This window comes from Acidisoma sp. 7E03 (genome assembly GCF_054665075.1).
In genome coordinates this window covers 271989-288807 of the sequence record NZ_BAAFHE010000003.1, presented here as the reverse complement: position 1 = coordinate 288807, position 16819 = coordinate 271989, and the positions used below count along the sequence as shown (strand labels likewise).

Here is a 16819-nt window from a genome sequence, read left to right as displayed (position 1 = left end):
CTTAGGTGTTTATAGTTAATTGTGAACTAGATTCGAAACCGCCAATGGTATGAAGATAGATGTAGCCAGCTAAACCTCTGTAAACCGGCTTTTGAAAGTGAGGCCAATCTTCCGCGCCTTTAGTAAGATGTACAGGTGGAGACAGGGGCGGAATTATGTGAAGGTCTTCGCCAGCGCTGGCATCTTTTAGCACTGGATAAAAGTCTCGAATACGCCTAAAGCGGTCGGGCACAGATTTGCTTGTGCAATAATGATAAGGCAAGAAGAAGATTTTAGATTCGGGCTGAATTCCTCGCAACCAACGATAGATTTTCACCCAGTTTCTCGCGGACTCTTCAGGCGTCAAGTAGGGCTCCCAGGAAAATTTTGACTCTATATCATTTCGATTTTCGTAAAATCCAGGATTTAGAAACAGCGGCGAATCTGGGTAAAGAGGGTCTTTGGATTTCATTAATCTGGCGGCAACATCCATGAAGTTATCCAATAGGATTACGTCGATCTTCTGCTCTCTAAAATCCACAAAAAAAGATTTGCCTGGCGATTTTTTGTGAGCCAGGTCATGAAATCCGATATGGTTCTCGTACTGATTTTGCAAGAATTGCTTAGCTTGTTTCTCGGAGGACGGATTGTAGACCAAAATTTGGTCAATGTGTTCCTCTGGTATCATTGATGCAGTTTTATCTATATAGTATTTAATAAAGTTGTCGCTTCTATTGTGATGGATACTGTGACTTTGCTCAAAGTCATACAAAGAAACTAATGAAGCTATTGTTAGGTTTGACATACATGATCCGAAAGCCATAGCCTTCATTTTACTCTCCAATCGCCTTTCCTCTGTGTCATAGTAGTCTAGATCGAACCAGTGGTCGTTTCTGGTTTCTTATCTTAGGATACCCACATCTATTTTTTTTAAGTGCACGCCGCCCACCGCCTCGAACGCCGCGGCGAGGCCGGCATGGGCGGACGGCTGCTGGTCGATCATCCGGTGCATGGCCTGGAGCCCGCGTTCGAGCAGCGCGATGTCGCGCTGCCAGCCGGCGAGATCCCGCGGCTGCGCGGGCAGGCGCCGGGCGAAGACCTGGCCCGTCACGCTCTCCCGCGCCTCCAGCATGCAGCCCGCCAGCGCCTCCGGCGGCAGGGGCAGGGCAAAGCCGTGATAGCCTTCGGTGATGCCGGGGCGCACCAGTTCGAGCTGCAGCCGCGCGGCCACGCCCGCGGCCACCACGGCGCCGTCCGCCAGAATCTCCACCCGCAAGGCCTTGCCCGGGCGCTCCGGCGAATGGCACCAGCCATGGGCGATCACCCCTTGCAGCGCGAGCGTGCCCTGAACCTCGTAGATTTCCTGCGCGGGCGCGGTCATCGGGCCTTCACCGGCGGCAGGCCCGCGAGCATCGCGCGATAGGCCGCGGCCAGCGGCTCGCCGGCGAGGCCGCCCTGGAGCGGGCCGGCGAGCGTAGCCCAGGCGTCATCCTCCTCCACCAGCTGGCGCAGCGCACGCGTCACGGCCTGGGCGGTCGCGGCCACGGTCTGCACGCCGGCCGGCGGGGCCGTCTCGCCCAGCGCCGCGGCCGTCGCCAGCACCGGCAGCCCAGCGGCCAGGCAGCCGGCGATCGCTGCCGGGTCGGCTGCCGGCTTCTTGAAGGGGGCGAGGGCCAGGCGGAGCTGGCCGAAGAGCGCCGCGTCGGCGGCCGCGGCGGCGTGCTGCTTCACGCCCTTCGGCAGCTTGGCGCCGGTCTGGCGCATCGTGTGGATCTGCAGCTTGGGCAGCGCCTTGGCGAGGGCGGGCAGAAGCGTCGCGAGCCAGTCCTCGGCGCTCGCCTGGCCCGCTTCCTCGCCCTCCAGCAGCAGCCATAGTCCGCGCCGGCTCTCCGGGCCCCGCGGCGCGAGGCTGAGCACCGCCGGGCCGCGCGTCTTCGCCCGGCCGAGCGTCGCGGCAAGCGCCGCATCGCCGGTGAGGACGGCATCACTCGTGTCGATCGCGGCCTGCGGCACCGCTTCCCCTTCGCCCGCAAGGTTCAGCACGATGCGTGTCGTGGGCGAGAGGGGGCGGAGCGTCTCGGGCGGCAGGGTGAGGGCGGCGGCGCCGGACAGTTCGGCGAGGGCGAAGGCGGGGTGCGCCGTCTCGATCGCGGTGGTGAGGGAGGGGACCATCGGTGCCCGCAGCACGGCAACCCCCATCGCGCGCAGCGCGCCGCCCGCCGCGGGCTCCCGGTCCAGCCCGGCGGTGTCCGCGAAGACCACCTCATAGCCGATGCGCTGCAGCGTTGCGGCGCGGCCGAGGATCTGGCTTTCCGTTCCTGCGCCGCTCTCCTCGAGCAACAGGGCGCGGCCGATGGGGCGAGGCCAGGCGGGGCGGGGCGTCCCGTCCCAGCGCGCAGCGAGTTCGGCGGCGAGCCCGAGATCCCGCGCCGCGGCGCCGAAGCCGCCGAGCCCGCTCGTCTCGCTCCAGCCGAGGCGGCACTGCGGCTGATAGAGCACGCTCTGTCCGGCCTCCCAGCAGCGCAGACAGAAATCGGTCAGGCTCGCCGTGAATTCCCCGAAGTCGGGGCTCAGCCCGTCCAGAGCCTGGAAGGCGGAGCCGCGGATGGCGACCGCCGTCTCGGAGGCGGCGGCCACCGGAATCACGCGGTCGAGCCAGGGGAAGTCCGCCCGCTCGGCATAGGCGACGTCAGCGAGACGGCCGGCGCGGTCCGGCAGCAGACCGGAGCTCTGCACCGTGCCGTCCGCCCGCAGCACCGCCGGTGCGATGACGGCACAATCGGGATAGGCCGCGAAGGCGGCGTGCAGGGCGGGGAGCCACCCCTCCGTCATGCGCACGCCGGGCGAGAGGAGGATCACCGCCTCGCGGGCGCCGGCCGTCGCTCGGGCGATGCGATTGCACACGGAAACGGCGGATTCCCCCGGGGCCAGACGCCAGGTGCGCAGGTTCTGCACGAGGCTCGGCAGCAGCGCGAGTTCGGCGGACAGGCCCGTGTCCAGCAGAACGATCTCGGCCGCTGCGTCGACGCCGGTGCGATGCAGCGCGCGCAGGCAGCCATAGGCCTCGGCGAGGCTTCCTTCGCCGGTGACGCAGATCGTGACCGCCGGCGCTTCGGGGGCGGCGAGGGCGAAAGGCTCGTGCTGAGTCCGCGTCTGGGCCAGCAGGGCACCGATGCCGAACGCCCCTTCCACGGAAAGCGCATCGGGCGGCATGTCGGAGAGCTGGGTGAAGAAACTGCCGATGGTGCCGAGCATCCCACGCAGCAGGCTCGCCTCGCGCGCGGCACGCTCGTTCGCGTCCGCGAGCCGGGCGTGCAGCACCCGCATCCCGCGTTCGAGTTCGATCATCCGCTGTTCGAGGGGGATGAGGGCGCCGCGACGGTAGGTGAGCGCGCCGCCGATGGGGTGGCGACTGCCGGCTTCGCACACGCGCACGGTGCAGACGGATTTGCTGGCGATGGCGGACCACGGCAGCAGGAAAGAGAAGGCGTGGGCGCCGTCACCGATGCCAGCTGCTTCCAGATCCGCACGAAAGACATTGGCGAGCGTGTGGCCCACGATGTCGTTGTCGACCATGACCTCGAGGCGGACACGCTCCGCCGGGTTGGCCGCGTTCCAACACCAGCCGCCGACCAGCCCGTCTTCCTGAATGCTTTCCAGATGCCCTTGCAAGGCCATGTTCAGTTCCGTCTCGCTTTGCCAGGAAGGGAGCCGCGCGCGGCATGACGCCATCGATAGCGCGGCAGCCCCCTCATCGGAAGGCCAGGAAAATCATATTGTAGGGGCCGAGATAGCCCAGTTCTTCGGACCAGTAGCAATGGCCGGCGGCTTCCTCGAAGCCTGCCTCCTGCAGTCGGGGGATGAGATCCCACCCCAGCCGATGGACCGGATCGATGGAGAAGAGCGGCCGTGCGGCGGGCGCGAGGGCGGCGATCTCGGGCGCCGTCACGCTCGCCTCCGCTTCGACGTCGAAGGGGGTCGAGAACAGGAAGCACCCGCCGGGCGCCAGGCTGCGGGCCACGGCGGCCAATGTGGCGTCGAGCGATGGGAGATGCGCCAGTTCGTCGGCCGCGAGCACCATGTGCAGGCTGCCGTTCGGCACCGGCAGGACCACGTCGCCCGCTGGTGCGCGAGTCAGCCTCGGCCACAGCGCAAAGTCGAAGCCACGATCCTCTAGATAGGCGGCGAGGCGGTCGCCCCGGCCGAGAATGCCACCGCGGGACCACGCAGGCGGCCCAAGGCGGGGCAGCGCCATGTGAAGCAAGGCGCGCTCGTGGCTGGTGAGGGCAAAGCGGCAGCCGCAGCTTTGTGTCAGTCGCCAATGCGGCACCCACCGGCCGCCGGCCGACCTGTCCCCGCCATGCGTCTGCGAGACGAACTCCGTCACCTGCAAGCAGGGTGCGCACACTCCGCCGAGGGTCAGCGAAGTTCCTTCCACCCCCAAGGACTGCTCGCGGCGGTAGCGCTCGTCGAACTGGTCTCGGTGGTCGGCGCGGAATCGCTTGAACTCCTCGGCAGAACGAAACGCCATGCCGGGAAAGCGGACGAAATTATCGGTGCTCACGACGCGCGGGCGAGAGAAGACAGGAGGGGCAAGTTCAAATGCGACTGCATGCAGAACCGGAGCAGATGGGACAGGAGGATGATTCCACTAGCGGAGCGACCTGCCGCGGGCAATCACCCTCCCGGACCTTATCGACCCTCGGCTCGCCCGATCAGGCAAGCGTGATCGAGCGGAAGCACAGGCCGAGTTCGCGGCTGTCCTTGCCGGCGCCGACGTCAGCGGGCTTCGCGCTGTTGGGAAGGTGGAAGGCGCAGGTGAGGATGGCCTTGCCGTCGCGCTCGATCATCTGCTCCGGCTCGATCGTGCCCGTGAGCAGGTGAGACTTCGATTCGCGCAGGCGCCAGAAGCCGATACGCACCCCGTTTATGTAGAGCGTGACGTCCTGCGAGGTGATGCTGCCGCCGATGAACGGAATGGCTTCGACAGTGATACGCAGAGTGCGCCGCACGGGCTCCGTCACGATCTGCATGACCGCTTCCGGGCCGTCGTTCCAGATATGCGGGTCCTCGGGTGTCGACCAGCCGGAGATCAGACCCGCGGTCCCCAAATCGAAATTTCCGAACAGTCGGGTTGTGCCGACCTCCCAGGACATGTCCTGTTCCTTCCGCGCAAGCTTGGTCATGGTCGCCATTCCAAAAATCCCTTCTACAGAGAATCGTTATCTTGACGAGACCGCCTCACACGATCTCGTCTTCGTCGAGCCGCGCACGAACGGCCGAAATGTCGAAGCCGACATCCAGATCAGGGGACTGACTCATCCGCCGAGCATGAGCACGCTCGATGGCGGAATTAAGGACATCTGCTCCCATTGCGGTGGAAAAGTTCTCTTCGAGGAGAACTTGGCCGGCGCGGGAAAACTGGTTCCATATACGCTCGTCATTGTAGAGCCGTAGCGTGCTGGCAGCAAATTCCTCGGGTGTATCTGCAACCAGAACGTGTTTCCCATCTTCGAGGCCCGCGCCTTCGACACCGATGGTCGTGGAGACGATCGGAAGGCCGTAAGACAAGGCGGACATCACCTTTCCCTTTGCGCCGGCGCCGTAGCGTAGTGGGCATACGAAGACGCGACACCGGTCGAAGAGGTCACGCAGATCCTCGACCAGGCCAAGGAATTCAATGCCTTCCCCCGTCAACTCACGGATCGACTGCGGCGCGTTGGCGCCCGCGATGATGAAGCGAATCGATGGGTCCGCGCGCCTGAGAAGAGGGAATATTTCGTTAATGAAATACATGACGGCGTCCACGTTCGGCGTGTGCCGATAGCCGCCGAGAAAGCAGATGTCCCGCCGTGCCGAGAAGGGGACCGTCGTGCCGAAGACTTCGTACATCAGGGGCCAGACGGCCACCGGCGCATCCGGCATTTCCTGGGCCAGGACTTCGGCCTCTACCGTCGAGTGCGTGATCGTGCAATCGGCCGCCGCGACCGCTGCCAGCTCTCGCACCCGCACTTCCGCTGCCTCCGCCAGCTTCTCGGCGTCGTCCGCGAGTTCCGCCTCGCGCTGCTGACGCAGGAAGTGCAGATCGGCCACGTGAAAGAGCAGCGCGGCATCCTTCGCATGGGCGCGGATGTCATCGATGATCTTTTCAAGAACATGGTAGCGATAGACGAGAACGGCGTCGAACAGGTGGCCGTAGCGGCGGATGTAGTTGGTGAAACCCAGATCATACGGAGCATAAGCGCATTCGACACCGGTCTTCTGCAGATCGGTCGTGTAGCGATCCTGGAACAACCAGTTGTCTTCCGGTACGAAGTAGGCCTTGTAGCCGAGGCGATGGCAGACCCGCAGGGCGAGGACGGTCTGGACCGAACCCGCGTCCTGGTTGGGCGTCGGCGCGGAAACGTCGACAAGAAGAATACGCCGCTGCACGGCCCGCTCGCGCTCGAAATAGGGGGCTTCTGGATCGCGTCGATGGCTTTCCAGGGTTTCACGCCAGCGGAGGTAAAGCTTGCGGGTATTCGTCACCTGATAGGCTTTGACGCCCTTTCCAGTGTCCGTCCCTGAGGTTTTTCCCTCGTAATGGACGATGCGGGATTGCGGCTGCATCCAAACTTCGTAGCCAAGTGCTTCGACGCGGAGGCACAGATCGGCATCTTCGCAATAAGCGGGAGTGAAAAGCGGATCGAAGCCGCCAAGGGCGTGCCAAAGTGCGGTCGGAAGGGCAATGGAGCAACCCGAAATATAATCCACCTGTCGGGCGTGGCTGTACTCGGGACGGTTAGGGTCATCGTTGCGCCCGTAATTCCAGCAGTTCCCGCTGCGCCAGATGATGCCGCCTGCTTCCTGCAGGCTGCCGTCCGCATAAAACAGCTTGGAGCCGACGAGGCCAGCTTTCGGAAAAAGACCGAAACTATCGAGGAGCCCGTCAAGCCATCCCGGAACGACCCGCGTATCATTGTTCAACATGAGAACATAACGACCGCGCGCCATGGCGCCGCCTGTATTGCAGCTCTTGATGAACCCGCCATTCTGAGGCTGCAGGTGGTAGCGGATATCAGTGACCTCAGGCAGATAGCTGCCACTGACATCAGGCGACCGGTCGTCAATGATGATGAGCTCAGCGCTGTAGTTGGACTCGTGAAGGAAAAGACTCTCGAGACAGTTCAGCGTGTAGGCGAGCTGCCCATAAATGGGGATGACAATCGACACATCCGGACGGTCCGACGACGTGCCGCCCAGAACGCGTAAGCGGCGCGGCATCGCGTTCAGGGCTGCTACCGCGCCGGCGAAGTCGGGCGCGTCCCCGTCCAGATCAAAGCGCGCGAGAAAGGCTTTTCCTCTTTCGCCTTCGGCAATGACGACATCGTCCACACGGTGGTCATAGGGCCCGAATTCGCTGAAGGGGGTTTCTGGCTCTTCCGCGCGGCGCCACGGAAATCGCGCCCGCGGCGGTTCAAACCAGCCTCCGGTCCCCGCGCTTCCGCCACCGCCGCTCTCGATCTCCCGGCGCAGCCGGGTAATCTCCCCTCGCAGGGCCAGCGTGCCGTCCTCGACGGTGAGCAAGCGGTTGCACAGTGCAATCGCGTTCCCACCCGATTCGGTGACATCCGGTGCCTTTTCGGCCAGTTCTGAGACCCAGCTCAGGTCCATTGAGGCGAAATTCTCCTAAGGCGCGATTGCGTCGCGTTATGCCGCACCGCAGCGAACTGGATTATCACCACGCTAACGTCGGCTTAACAACATCAATGTCGTGCCGAGTTGCAAAAAATTCTTAACTTCTTTCAGCTGTCATGGCAGTGCCCGCCGGGAGCGCAGCAGCGCTGGATCTCGCAAAGAAAAATCGAGGTCAATCAGCGGCATAGGTAGAGGTTTAGGGCTTCTGTCGATGGTCGAGATGCTAAAAATTTTATCCAAAGAAAACGAGGGGTTTCCTTGGTTCACTGGCGCAGAGCGGAGAAGTTTTTCCCTTGCGTTCCAAACTTTAGTTTGTCTAAAGATATCGGATGACCGACCTCAAAACCCTCTTTCGGCAGAGCGGCAGGCGCCAGCGCGCCATTGCCGAGGCCGTCGGCCGGAGCGAGGGCGCTGTCAGTCAATGGGTCAATGGTGACCGGGAAATTCCCGCCGATCTCGTCCTCCGCATCGAGGAATTCACGGGCATTCCACGCTACCTTCTGCGTCCTGATCTCTGGGAGAAGACCATGCCGAATGACGTCCGCGAGGCTGTTCTGGCGGCGCCGGACCTCACGCATCTCCAGCGCTTGGAGGCCGAGAGCATCCACATCGTGCGCGAGGTCGCGGCCGAGGCCGAACGTCCGGTGATGCTCTATTCCATCGGCAAGGATAGCGCCGTGATGCTGCATCTGGCGATGAAGGCCTTCGCCCCGGGCAAGCCGCCCTTTCCGCTGCTCCACGTCAACACGACCTGGAAGTTTCGCGAAATGATCGGCTTCCGCGACGCACGCGTGAAGGAACTCGGCCTCGAACTGCACGAATGGATTAACCACGACGGCCTGGCGCGGGGGATCAACCCCTTCGATCACGGCGGCGCCTATACCGACATCATGAAGACCGAAGCGCTGAAGGCGGCGCTCGACCACTTCCAGTTCGACGTCGCCTTCGGCGGCGCCCGGCGCGACGAGGAGAAGAGCCGCGCCAAGGAGCGCATCTTCTCCTTCCGCGCCCCCGGCCACCGCTGGGATCCGAAGAGCCAGCGCCCCGAGCTCTGGAACCTCTACAACACCCGCAAGAACAAGGGGGAGACGATCCGCGTCTTCCCGCTCTCCAACTGGACCGAGCTCGATATCTGGCAGTACATCTACAAAGAGAGCATCCCGATCGTACCGCTCTATTTCGCCAAGCCGCGGCCGACCGTGGAGTATAACGGCATGACGGTGATGGTGGATGACGAGCGCATGCGCATCCCCGAAGGCCAGCAGCCGGTGATGAAGAGCATCCGCTTCCGCACCCTCGGCTGCTACCCGCTCACCGGCGCGGTGGAGAGCGAGGCGGACACGCTGCCCGAGATCATTCAGGAGATGCTGCTGACGACGACGAGCGAGCGCCAGGGCCGCGCCATCGACAAGGACAGCGCCGCCAGCATGGAAAAGAAGAAGCAGGAGGGGTATTTCTGATGGACGCCCAGAACGACCTGCTCTCGACTGACATCGAGGCCTATCTGAAGCAGCACGAGCAGAAGAGCCTGCTGCGCTTCATCACCTGTGGCTCGGTGGACGACGGCAAGTCCACCCTCATCGGCCGACTGCTCTATGACAGCCGCATGATCTTCGAGGATCAGCTTGCGGCCCTCGAAGCCGATTCCAAGAAGATGGGCACGCAGGGGCAGAACATCGATTTCGCCCTGCTTGTGGACGGCCTGGCTGCCGAGCGCGAGCAGGGGATCACTATCGACGTCGCCTACCGCTTCTTCGCGACCGAGAAGCGTAAGTTCATCGTCGCCGATACACCGGGCCACGAACAATACACGCGTAACATGGTGACCGGCGCCTCCACGGCGGATGCGGCCGTCATCCTGATCGACGCGCGCCGCGGCGTGCTGACGCAGACGCGCCGCCACTCCTACCTCGCCTCCCTCGTCGGCATCCGGAACGTCGTCCTCGCCATCAACAAGATGGACCTGGTGAACTACAGCCAGGAGGTCTTCAATCGCATCCTCGGCGACTACATGAATTTCGCGAGCGGCCTCGCCCTCGAGAACATCGTCGCGATCCCGATGTCGGCGCTGGCCGGGGATAATATCATCGAGAAGAGTGGCAATACGCCCTGGTATATGGGGCCGACGCTCATGCACCATCTCGAGACGGTGCCGACGCGTATATCCGATCGCGGCGCCTCTTTCCGCATGCCGGTTCAGTGGGTCAACCGGCCGAATTTGGACTTCCGCGGCTTCTCGGGGCTTATCGCGGCAGGCACCGTGCAGCCTGGGGATACGGTTCGTGTCATGCCTTCGGGCCGTGAAAGCCGCGTCTCCCGCATCCTGCTCGATGGCGATCTGCCCGCCGCGGTGGCGGGCCAGTCCGTCACGATCTGCCTGGAGGACGAGATCGACTGCAGCCGTGGAGACGTGCTGACCGGCGTGGATGATCCGATCGAGGTGTCCGACCAGTTCGAAGTGACCCTCGTCTGGATGAACGAGACGGCGATGCTGCCGGGCCGCAGCTATTTGATGAAGCTGGGGGCAAAGACCGTCGTCGCCGCCGTCAGCACGCTGAAGCACAAGGTCAACGTCAACACGCTGGAGCAGGTTGCTTCCAAGCAGCTGGCGATGAACGAAATCGGTCTCTGCAACCTCAGCCTGAGCCAGCCGGTCGCCTTCGACCCCTATGAAAAGAACCGTGAGACCGGCGGTTTCATCCTGATCGACCGCTTCACCAACGAGACGGTCGCCGCCGGGACGATTCATTTCGCGCTCCGCCGGGCTCAGAACATTCATTGGCAGGCGATGGAGATCGATCGCCAGGCCCGCGCCGCGCAAAAGAGCCAGAAGGCCTTCGTGCTCTGGTTCACCGGCCTGTCTGGCGCCGGTAAATCCACCATCGCCAATATCGTCGAGCGGCGCCTCTTCGAACTCGGCAAGCATTCGACCATGCTCGATGGAGACAACGTGCGTCACCGCCTCAATCGCGATCTCGGTTTCACCGAGGCCGACCGCGTGGAGAACATCCGGCGCGTCGGCGAGGTCGCGCGGCTGATGACCGATGCGGGGCTGATCGTGCTCGTCTCCTTCATTTCTCCCTTCCGGTCGGAGCGTCAGATGGCGCGCGAATTGCTGCCCGAGGGCGAGTTCCTCGAGGTGCATATCGACACGCCGCTGGCGGTTGCCGAGCAGCGCGATCCGAAGGGTCTCTACAAGAAGGCGAGGGCCGGGCAGATCGCGAACTTCACCGGTATCTCCAGCCCCTATGAGGCGCCGGAAAACCCCGAGATTCGCATCGACACCACGGCGCTTTCAGCCGAACAGGCGGCGGCCCGGATCATCGACGCGCTTGATCAGCGCGGCTTGTTGCGGAGCCCCGGCCTGTGAGCGGTCGGGTGACGGATAGCCTCGCTCTCTCGGCGTTGCTGGCCGCGGTGCGGCCGATCGCGGAGGAGGCGGGCCAGGCGACGCTTGCTTTCTACGGCGCCCATGCCGGCGTACGGGACAAGGTGGATGGTAGCCCGGTGACACTGGCCGACGAAGCGGCCGAAGCCGTCATCCTCCCCAAGCTGCGGACGCTCACACCCGATATTCCGGTGGTGTCGGAAGAGGAGGCGGCCAACGGGCTTGCCCCCACCAGCGTCGGCGCCCGCTTCTGGCTCGTCGATCCGCTAGACGGCACCAAGGAATTCATCAGTGGCAATGGTGAGTTCACCGTCAATATCGCGCTGATCGAGGGGGGATGCCCAGTGCTCGGCGTGGTCGTGGCGCCCGCCTTGGGGGAAACCTATGCTGGCGCGGACGGCCGGGCTTATCTCACCGATACGGCCGGCGAGCGGCCGATCCTGTGCCGGCGCCCCCCGCAAGAGGGCGAGACCGTCGTGGGTTCCCGCTCGCATGGCGATGCGAACGCGATGGATGCCTTCCTCAGGGGCCGTCGCGTCGCCGCCTTCCGCGCGGCCGGCAGTTCCCTGAAGCTCTGCCTCATCGCGCGCGGCGAGGCGGACCTCTACCCGCGTCTGGGCACAACGATGGAATGGGACATCGCTGCCGGCCACGCGGTGCTGGCCGCGGCCGGCGGTGGGGTGGTGACGCTCGACGGCGCGCCGTTCCTCTACGGCAAGCCGGACTTCCGCAATCCGCATTTTGTGGCCTACGGCGCGGCCGGTCTGTGACCGGCCTGCGCGGATAGACACTGCATCAATGACGGGATGTGTGGCGGCTCCGAAGGCCGCCGCTTGCGCCCGGTCTCGGGAGTGGTGAGCCTATGTCTTTCTCCTTCGCCCATACGCTTTCGGGATTTTTCGTGGGCCTGCTCGTCGGCATCACCGGGGTCGGCGGCGGTTCCCTCATGACGCCGCTGCTTATCCTGCTCTTCGGCATTCATCCGGCCACAGCGGTGGGCAGCGATCTTCTCTATGCCGCGACGACCAAGGCCGTCGGCACCGGCGTGCATGGCTTTCGTGGCAGCGTGGATTGGAAAGTGGTCGGGCGCCTGGCCGCCGGAAGCGTGCCGCTTACCGTGCTCACTCTGCTCTTTTGTTCTGTCTTCGGACTTACCCACCACAATGCCCGCTTCCTCAATGAAGCGCTAGGCGTCGTGCTCGTCATCACCGCTTGTTTCGTGATCTTCCAAGCGCAGGTGACACGGGCCTTTTCCCGCGCCTTGGGCACCATCGGCGAGAGCCAGCGCCTGTGGCTCACCGTCCTGATCGGGGCCATCCTCGGCGTGATGGTGACGCTGACCTCCGTCGGGGCGGGTGCCATTGGCGTCACCGCCCTCATCGTCCTGTATCCGACATTGGCGCCCGCGCGCCTCGTCGGTTCGGACATCGCGCACGCCGTGCCGCTCACCTTGCTGGCCGGCATCGGCCATTGGTGGCTGGGTGACGTCAATTTCGAGCTGGTCGGCGCCTTGCTGCTCGGCTCGATTCCGGGCGTCATTCTGGGCAGCCTCTGGTCCACCCGTATGCCGGATCGCGCCCTCCGCGTGGCGCTCGCCGCAGTGCTCCTCGTCGTCGGCTTCCGCCTCGTCGCCTGAAGGGCGCCGTCTGGCTGGAAAGTCGTTGACAGCCGCGTGACCGGACTCGCATGATCATATGTGTGCAAACGATCGGATGCGGGCAGGCCATGAGCTCGGACGGTGAGACGGGACCGGAGCCTCGGGGGCACCGCGCATGCGGCCGCTAAGGCTGCACGTCAATGGCACGGACCACCGGTTGACGCTGGACCCAGCGGCGCCCCTTCTCTTCATTCTTCGCAACGATCTCGCCCTCAACGGACCCAAATACGGCTGCGGTCTGGGTGAGTGCGGCGCCTGCACCGTGCTGGTCGACGGTGAGGCCGCGCGTTCCTGCTGCCTGCCGGTCGGCCTTGTCGAGGGGCGGCAGATTACCACGCTCGAAGGGCTGGGCACCGCGGAACAGCCCCATCCCGTCCAGGCGGCGTTCATCGCTGAAGAAGGCGCGCAATGCGGCTACTGCCTGAACGGCATGATCATGGCGGTCGTCGCGTTGCTGCGGCGTGATCCGCAACCCGATGACGCCGCGATCGCCGAGGCCTTGCAGCACAACCTCTGTCGTTGCGGGGCGCATGTCGAGATCATGCGGGCGGCGCGCCGCGCGGCGGGGCGGGCATGAGCGCGAAGCGGCATGTGCAGGACTATCTGGCCGAAACAGGCCAGCTTCTGGTCGTGCGGCCGCGGGCCGCCGCTGCGAGCCCAGATGACGTCGAGATTTTCGTCATCGTCCATGCGGATGGTCGCGTCACGGCCTTCAATGGCCATGTCGATCTCGGCACCGGCATCGGCACGGCGCTCGGCCAGATCGTCGCGGAGGAACTGGACGTCGCTTTCGCCCAGGTGACGGTGGTGCTGGGCGATACCGACCGAACACCGAACCAGGGTCCCACCATCGCGAGCGAGACGATCCAGGTCGCGTCCAAGCCGCTGGCGCGCGCGGCGGCGACGGCTCGCGCTGCTTTGCTCGCTCGCGCCAGCGCCCAGCTCGGCGTGCCCGCGGCGTCGCTCCGGATCACGGAGGGGGTGATATCGGCGGCGGCACCCGACAACCGGTCCGTCTCGTTCGGCGCGTTGATCGGCACCGAGCGGATCGTGCTGATCCTCGATGAGGCAGCGGCGCTCAAGCCCGTCGCCGCCTATCATATCGTGGGGCAGAGGGTTCCGCGCGTTGATCTGGCTGCGAAGGCCACGGGTGGTCTCGTCTACGTCCACGACATGCGGGTGCCGGGCATGCTGCATGGCCGCGTCGTGCGGCCCCCCTATGCAGGGATGGATGCCGGCCCCTTCGTCGGTACCAGCCTCATTTCGGTGGATGAGTCCTCGATCGCCGATATTCCGGGCATCGTGACGCTCGTCGTCATAGGCGATTTCATCGGCATCGTCGCGGAGCGTGAGGAGCAGGCGGCTCAGGCGGCCGAGCAGCTACGCGTGGTCTGGCGGCAGACGCCGCACTTGCCGGACCTGTCGGACATTCCGACGGCCTTGCGCGCCAACCCCTCCACCCGTCGGGAATTGCTCCACCGCGGGGATGTCGAGGCGGCCCGCGCGGCGGCGGCCGTGCCGATGGACCGCACCTATGTCTGGCCGTACCAGCTGCATGGCTCCATCGGCCCTTCCTGTTCGCTGGCCCACTGGCGCGAGGATGGGCTGACGCTTTGGTCCGGCACGCAGAACCCGCACATGCTGCGCGCCGATCTCGCTCGTCTCCTCGACATGGAGGAGGCTCGGATCGAGATCATCCGCCTGCAGGCGGCCGGCTGCTATGGCCGCAACTGCGCCGACGACGTGGGCGGCGATGCGGCATTGCTGTCCCGCGCAGTTGGCCGGCCGGTGCGCGTGCAACTCACGCGTGCGCAAGAAACCGCTTGGGAGCCGAAGGGCACGGCTCAACTGATGGAGATCGGCGGCGGCCTGGATGCGGAAGGCGCTGTTGCGGCGTACGACTTCTCCGTCCGCTACCCGTCCAACGGCGCGCCGCTGCTCGCCTCGCTGCTGACAGGCCGGGTGCCGCCGGTGCCGGCCGTCTTCACCATGGGTGACCGCACGGCGATCCCCCCGTATCAGTACGAGACGATCCGGGTCGCCGCGCACGACATGCCGCCGATCCTCCGTGCCTCCTGGCTGCGCGGCGTCTCGTCCATGCCGAATTCCTTTGCGCATGAAAGCTGGATCGACGAGGCGGCGGCGGAAGCGGGTGTCGATCCGGTGGAATACCGCCTGCGCTATCTCGAAGACACGCGGGCAAGAGACCTCGTGCGGGCGGTCGCCGAACGCGCGGACTGGGTGCCGCATACCAAGCCCGGTAGCCTGGGCGGGGAAGGGGACATCCTGCGCGGCCGCGGCTTCGCCTATGCCGTCTATGTCCATGGGCAATTTCCCGGCGTGCCGGCCGCCTGGTCGGCCTGGGTCGCGGATGTCGAGGTCAACCGGGCGACCGGCGACGTCGCGCTGACCCGCGTCACCGTCGGTCAGGATTCGGGGCTGATGATCAACCCCGCTGGCGTGCAGCATCAGATCCACGGCAACGTCATCCAATCCATCAGCCGCGTGCTGAAGGAGGAAGTGGCGGTCGGGCCGCGTGCGGTGGAAACGCAGGAATGGGGCGGCTATCCCATCATTACCTTCCCCGAGATTCCGCCCATCGACGTTGTGATGATGGACAGGCAGGATCAGCCGCCTTTGGGTGTGGGGGAATCCGCCTCCGTCCCCAGTGCGGCGGCCATTGCCAATGCGATCTATGACGCGACGGGCGTGCGCTTTCGTGAAGTGCCCTTTACGCCCGAGCGAGTCCTGGCGGGCTTGCAGGCGGCGGGTATCGCGGCCCCGGCCGCGATGCCGGCGCTCGGGCCGCCGCCCGTGAAGCGGCGTGGGATCTGGGCCGGGCTCGGCCTCGGGCTCGCCGGACTGGTGGGACTGGGCGCGGTCGCTTTGCCCTGGCGTGGTGCCATCGCGCCCGTCTCGCCACCTGCCGCCGGCCTCTATTCCGCGGAGACCATCGCGCGCGGCAAGCTGCTCGCCGCCGTGGGCGATTGTGCGGTCTGCCACACCGCGCCGGGGCGCGCCGTGAATGCCGGCGGCCGTGCGATCGAGACGCCCTTCGGCATCGTCCATTCCACCAACATCACCCCGGACGTGGCGACCGGCATCGGTACCTGGTCCTTCGAAGCCTTCCGCCGCGCGCTGCGCGAGGGTATCGCGCGGGATGGAAGGCATCTCTACCCCGTCTTTCCCTATGACCATTTCACCAAGGTCACGGACGAGGATCTGGAAGCGCTCTATGCCTATCTCATGGCGCAGACACCGGTTTCGGCGCCGGCGAAGCCGAATGGCCTGCCGTTCCCCCTGAACCAGCGCGCGCTGATGGCCGGCTGGAACGCGCTCTACCTCAAACCCGGACCCTTTACCCCCGATCCTGCGCGCTCCGCCGAATGGAACCGCGGCGCCTATCTGGTCGAAGGTCTCGGCCATTGCAGCGCCTGCCACACCCCGCGCAATGCGCTGGGCGCTGAAATCAAATCCCGCGCCTATGCCGGCGGTGTGGCTGAAGGCTGGGAGGCCCCACCGCTCACCGACCTTTCGCACGCGCCGGTGCCCTGGACAGAGCAGGCGCTCTACACCTATCTGCGCACCGGCTTCTCGCCCGACCATGGGCCGGCAACAGGACCGATGGCGCCGGTGATCCATGAATTGCAGGCCCTGCCGGATACCGATCTACGCGCCATGGCGACCTATCTCGCCGCGCTCTCCGCACCGCCTTCGCCAGAAGCGGTGGTGACGGCGCGGGAGGAGGCGCAAGCCCGCAATGCAGGCGCCATGCTGCCTTCCGCAGGGCCTGGCGGCCGTCTTTTCCAAGGCGCCTGCGCCGCCTGTCACGCACCCTCCGCGCCGCAGCTCTTCGGCGTGAAACCCGATCTCGCGCTCAACAGCAATCTGCAGAGCGACCGACCGGACAATCTCATCCGCATCATCCTGGGCGGCGTGCCGCAGCCCGCCATCGCCAGCATGGGCGCGATGCCGGCTTTCGGGCCGGTGCTGTCGGACCGTCAGATCGCCGATCTCGTGGCCTTTCTCCGCCACCAATATGCGCCCGGCCGCCCGGCCTGGAGCGATGTGGAGGCAACCGTTGCTCGGCTGCGCGGTGCACATCAATGAACGAGAAC

At 64.9% G+C, this 16819-nt stretch carries 12 protein-coding genes; 6 read left to right on the top strand and 6 right to left on the bottom strand.

Annotated elements, in window-relative coordinates; all coding sequences use genetic code 11:
* Nucleotide 1: 1 nt before the first annotated feature.
* From ACYQ6W_RS06720 to ACYQ6W_RS06695, 6 genes are all read right to left on the bottom strand, one after another.
* The gene (locus ACYQ6W_RS06720) at nt 2-811 is read right to left on the bottom strand and encodes a hypothetical protein (RefSeq protein ID WP_459674342.1); all 810 of its coding nucleotides are present in this window, start codon (nt 809-811) and stop codon (nt 2-4) included.
* 69 nt (nt 812-880) lie between these two features.
* Nucleotides 881-1360, bottom strand: a complete 480-nt coding sequence (locus ACYQ6W_RS06715; RefSeq protein ID WP_459674339.1) for a hypothetical protein — start codon at nt 1358-1360, stop codon at nt 881-883.
* A complete protein-coding gene (locus ACYQ6W_RS06710) occupies nt 1357-3657 on the bottom strand; it encodes a glycosyltransferase family 2 protein (RefSeq protein WP_459674337.1) in 2301 nt (766 codons plus the stop codon). Before ACYQ6W_RS06710 ends, ACYQ6W_RS06715 begins: the two co-directional genes overlap by 4 nt.
* A 73-nt stretch (nt 3658-3730) precedes the next feature.
* Nucleotides 3731-4543 carry a methyltransferase domain-containing protein gene (locus ACYQ6W_RS06705; RefSeq protein ID WP_459674335.1) on the bottom strand — a complete coding sequence of 271 codons (813 nt, stop codon included), beginning with the start codon at nt 4541-4543 and terminating at the stop codon, nt 3731-3733.
* A 151-nt stretch (nt 4544-4694) separates the two neighbouring features.
* Entirely contained in the window at nt 4695-5174 is a 480-nt protein-coding gene (locus tag ACYQ6W_RS06700; protein WP_459674333.1) for a hypothetical protein, read from the bottom strand.
* A 46-nt stretch (nt 5175-5220) separates the two neighbouring features.
* Nucleotides 5221-7632, bottom strand: coding sequence for a glycosyltransferase (locus ACYQ6W_RS06695; RefSeq protein WP_459674331.1), 2412 nt, complete (start codon nt 7630-7632; stop codon nt 5221-5223).
* Between the two features lie 353 nt (nt 7633-7985).
* Here ACYQ6W_RS06695 and cysD point away from each other — a divergent pair, with 353 nt between their 5' ends.
* The 6 genes from cysD (at nt 7986) to ACYQ6W_RS06665 (ending at nt 16811) form a co-directional block, all read left to right on the top strand.
* Entirely contained in the window at nt 7986-9116 is a 1131-nt protein-coding gene (cysD, locus tag ACYQ6W_RS06690) for a sulfate adenylyltransferase subunit CysD (RefSeq protein WP_459674329.1), read from the top strand.
* Entirely contained in the window at nt 9116-11026 is a 1911-nt protein-coding gene (gene cysN / locus ACYQ6W_RS06685; RefSeq protein ID WP_459674327.1) for a sulfate adenylyltransferase subunit CysN, read from the top strand. The genes cysD and cysN overlap by 1 nt, the downstream gene beginning before the upstream one ends.
* Entirely contained in the window at nt 11023-11814 is a 792-nt protein-coding gene (gene cysQ, locus ACYQ6W_RS06680; RefSeq protein WP_459674325.1) for a 3'(2'),5'-bisphosphate nucleotidase CysQ, read from the top strand. Before cysN ends, cysQ begins: the two co-directional genes overlap by 4 nt.
* 92 nt (nt 11815-11906) lie before the next feature.
* Nucleotides 11907-12680 (top strand): sulfite exporter TauE/SafE family protein, encoded by a 774-nt coding sequence (locus ACYQ6W_RS06675; RefSeq protein WP_459674323.1) that lies wholly within the window; start codon nt 11907-11909, stop codon nt 12678-12680.
* Between the two features lie 136 nt (nt 12681-12816).
* Nucleotides 12817-13278 (top strand): (2Fe-2S)-binding protein, encoded by a 462-nt coding sequence (locus ACYQ6W_RS06670; protein WP_459674322.1) that lies wholly within the window; start codon nt 12817-12819, stop codon nt 13276-13278.
* Nucleotides 13275-16811 (top strand): molybdopterin cofactor-binding domain-containing protein, encoded by a 3537-nt coding sequence (locus ACYQ6W_RS06665; protein ID WP_459674321.1) that lies wholly within the window; start codon nt 13275-13277, stop codon nt 16809-16811. The genes ACYQ6W_RS06670 and ACYQ6W_RS06665 overlap by 4 nt, the downstream gene beginning before the upstream one ends.
* The last annotated feature ends 8 nt before the right edge of the window (nt 16812-16819 follow it).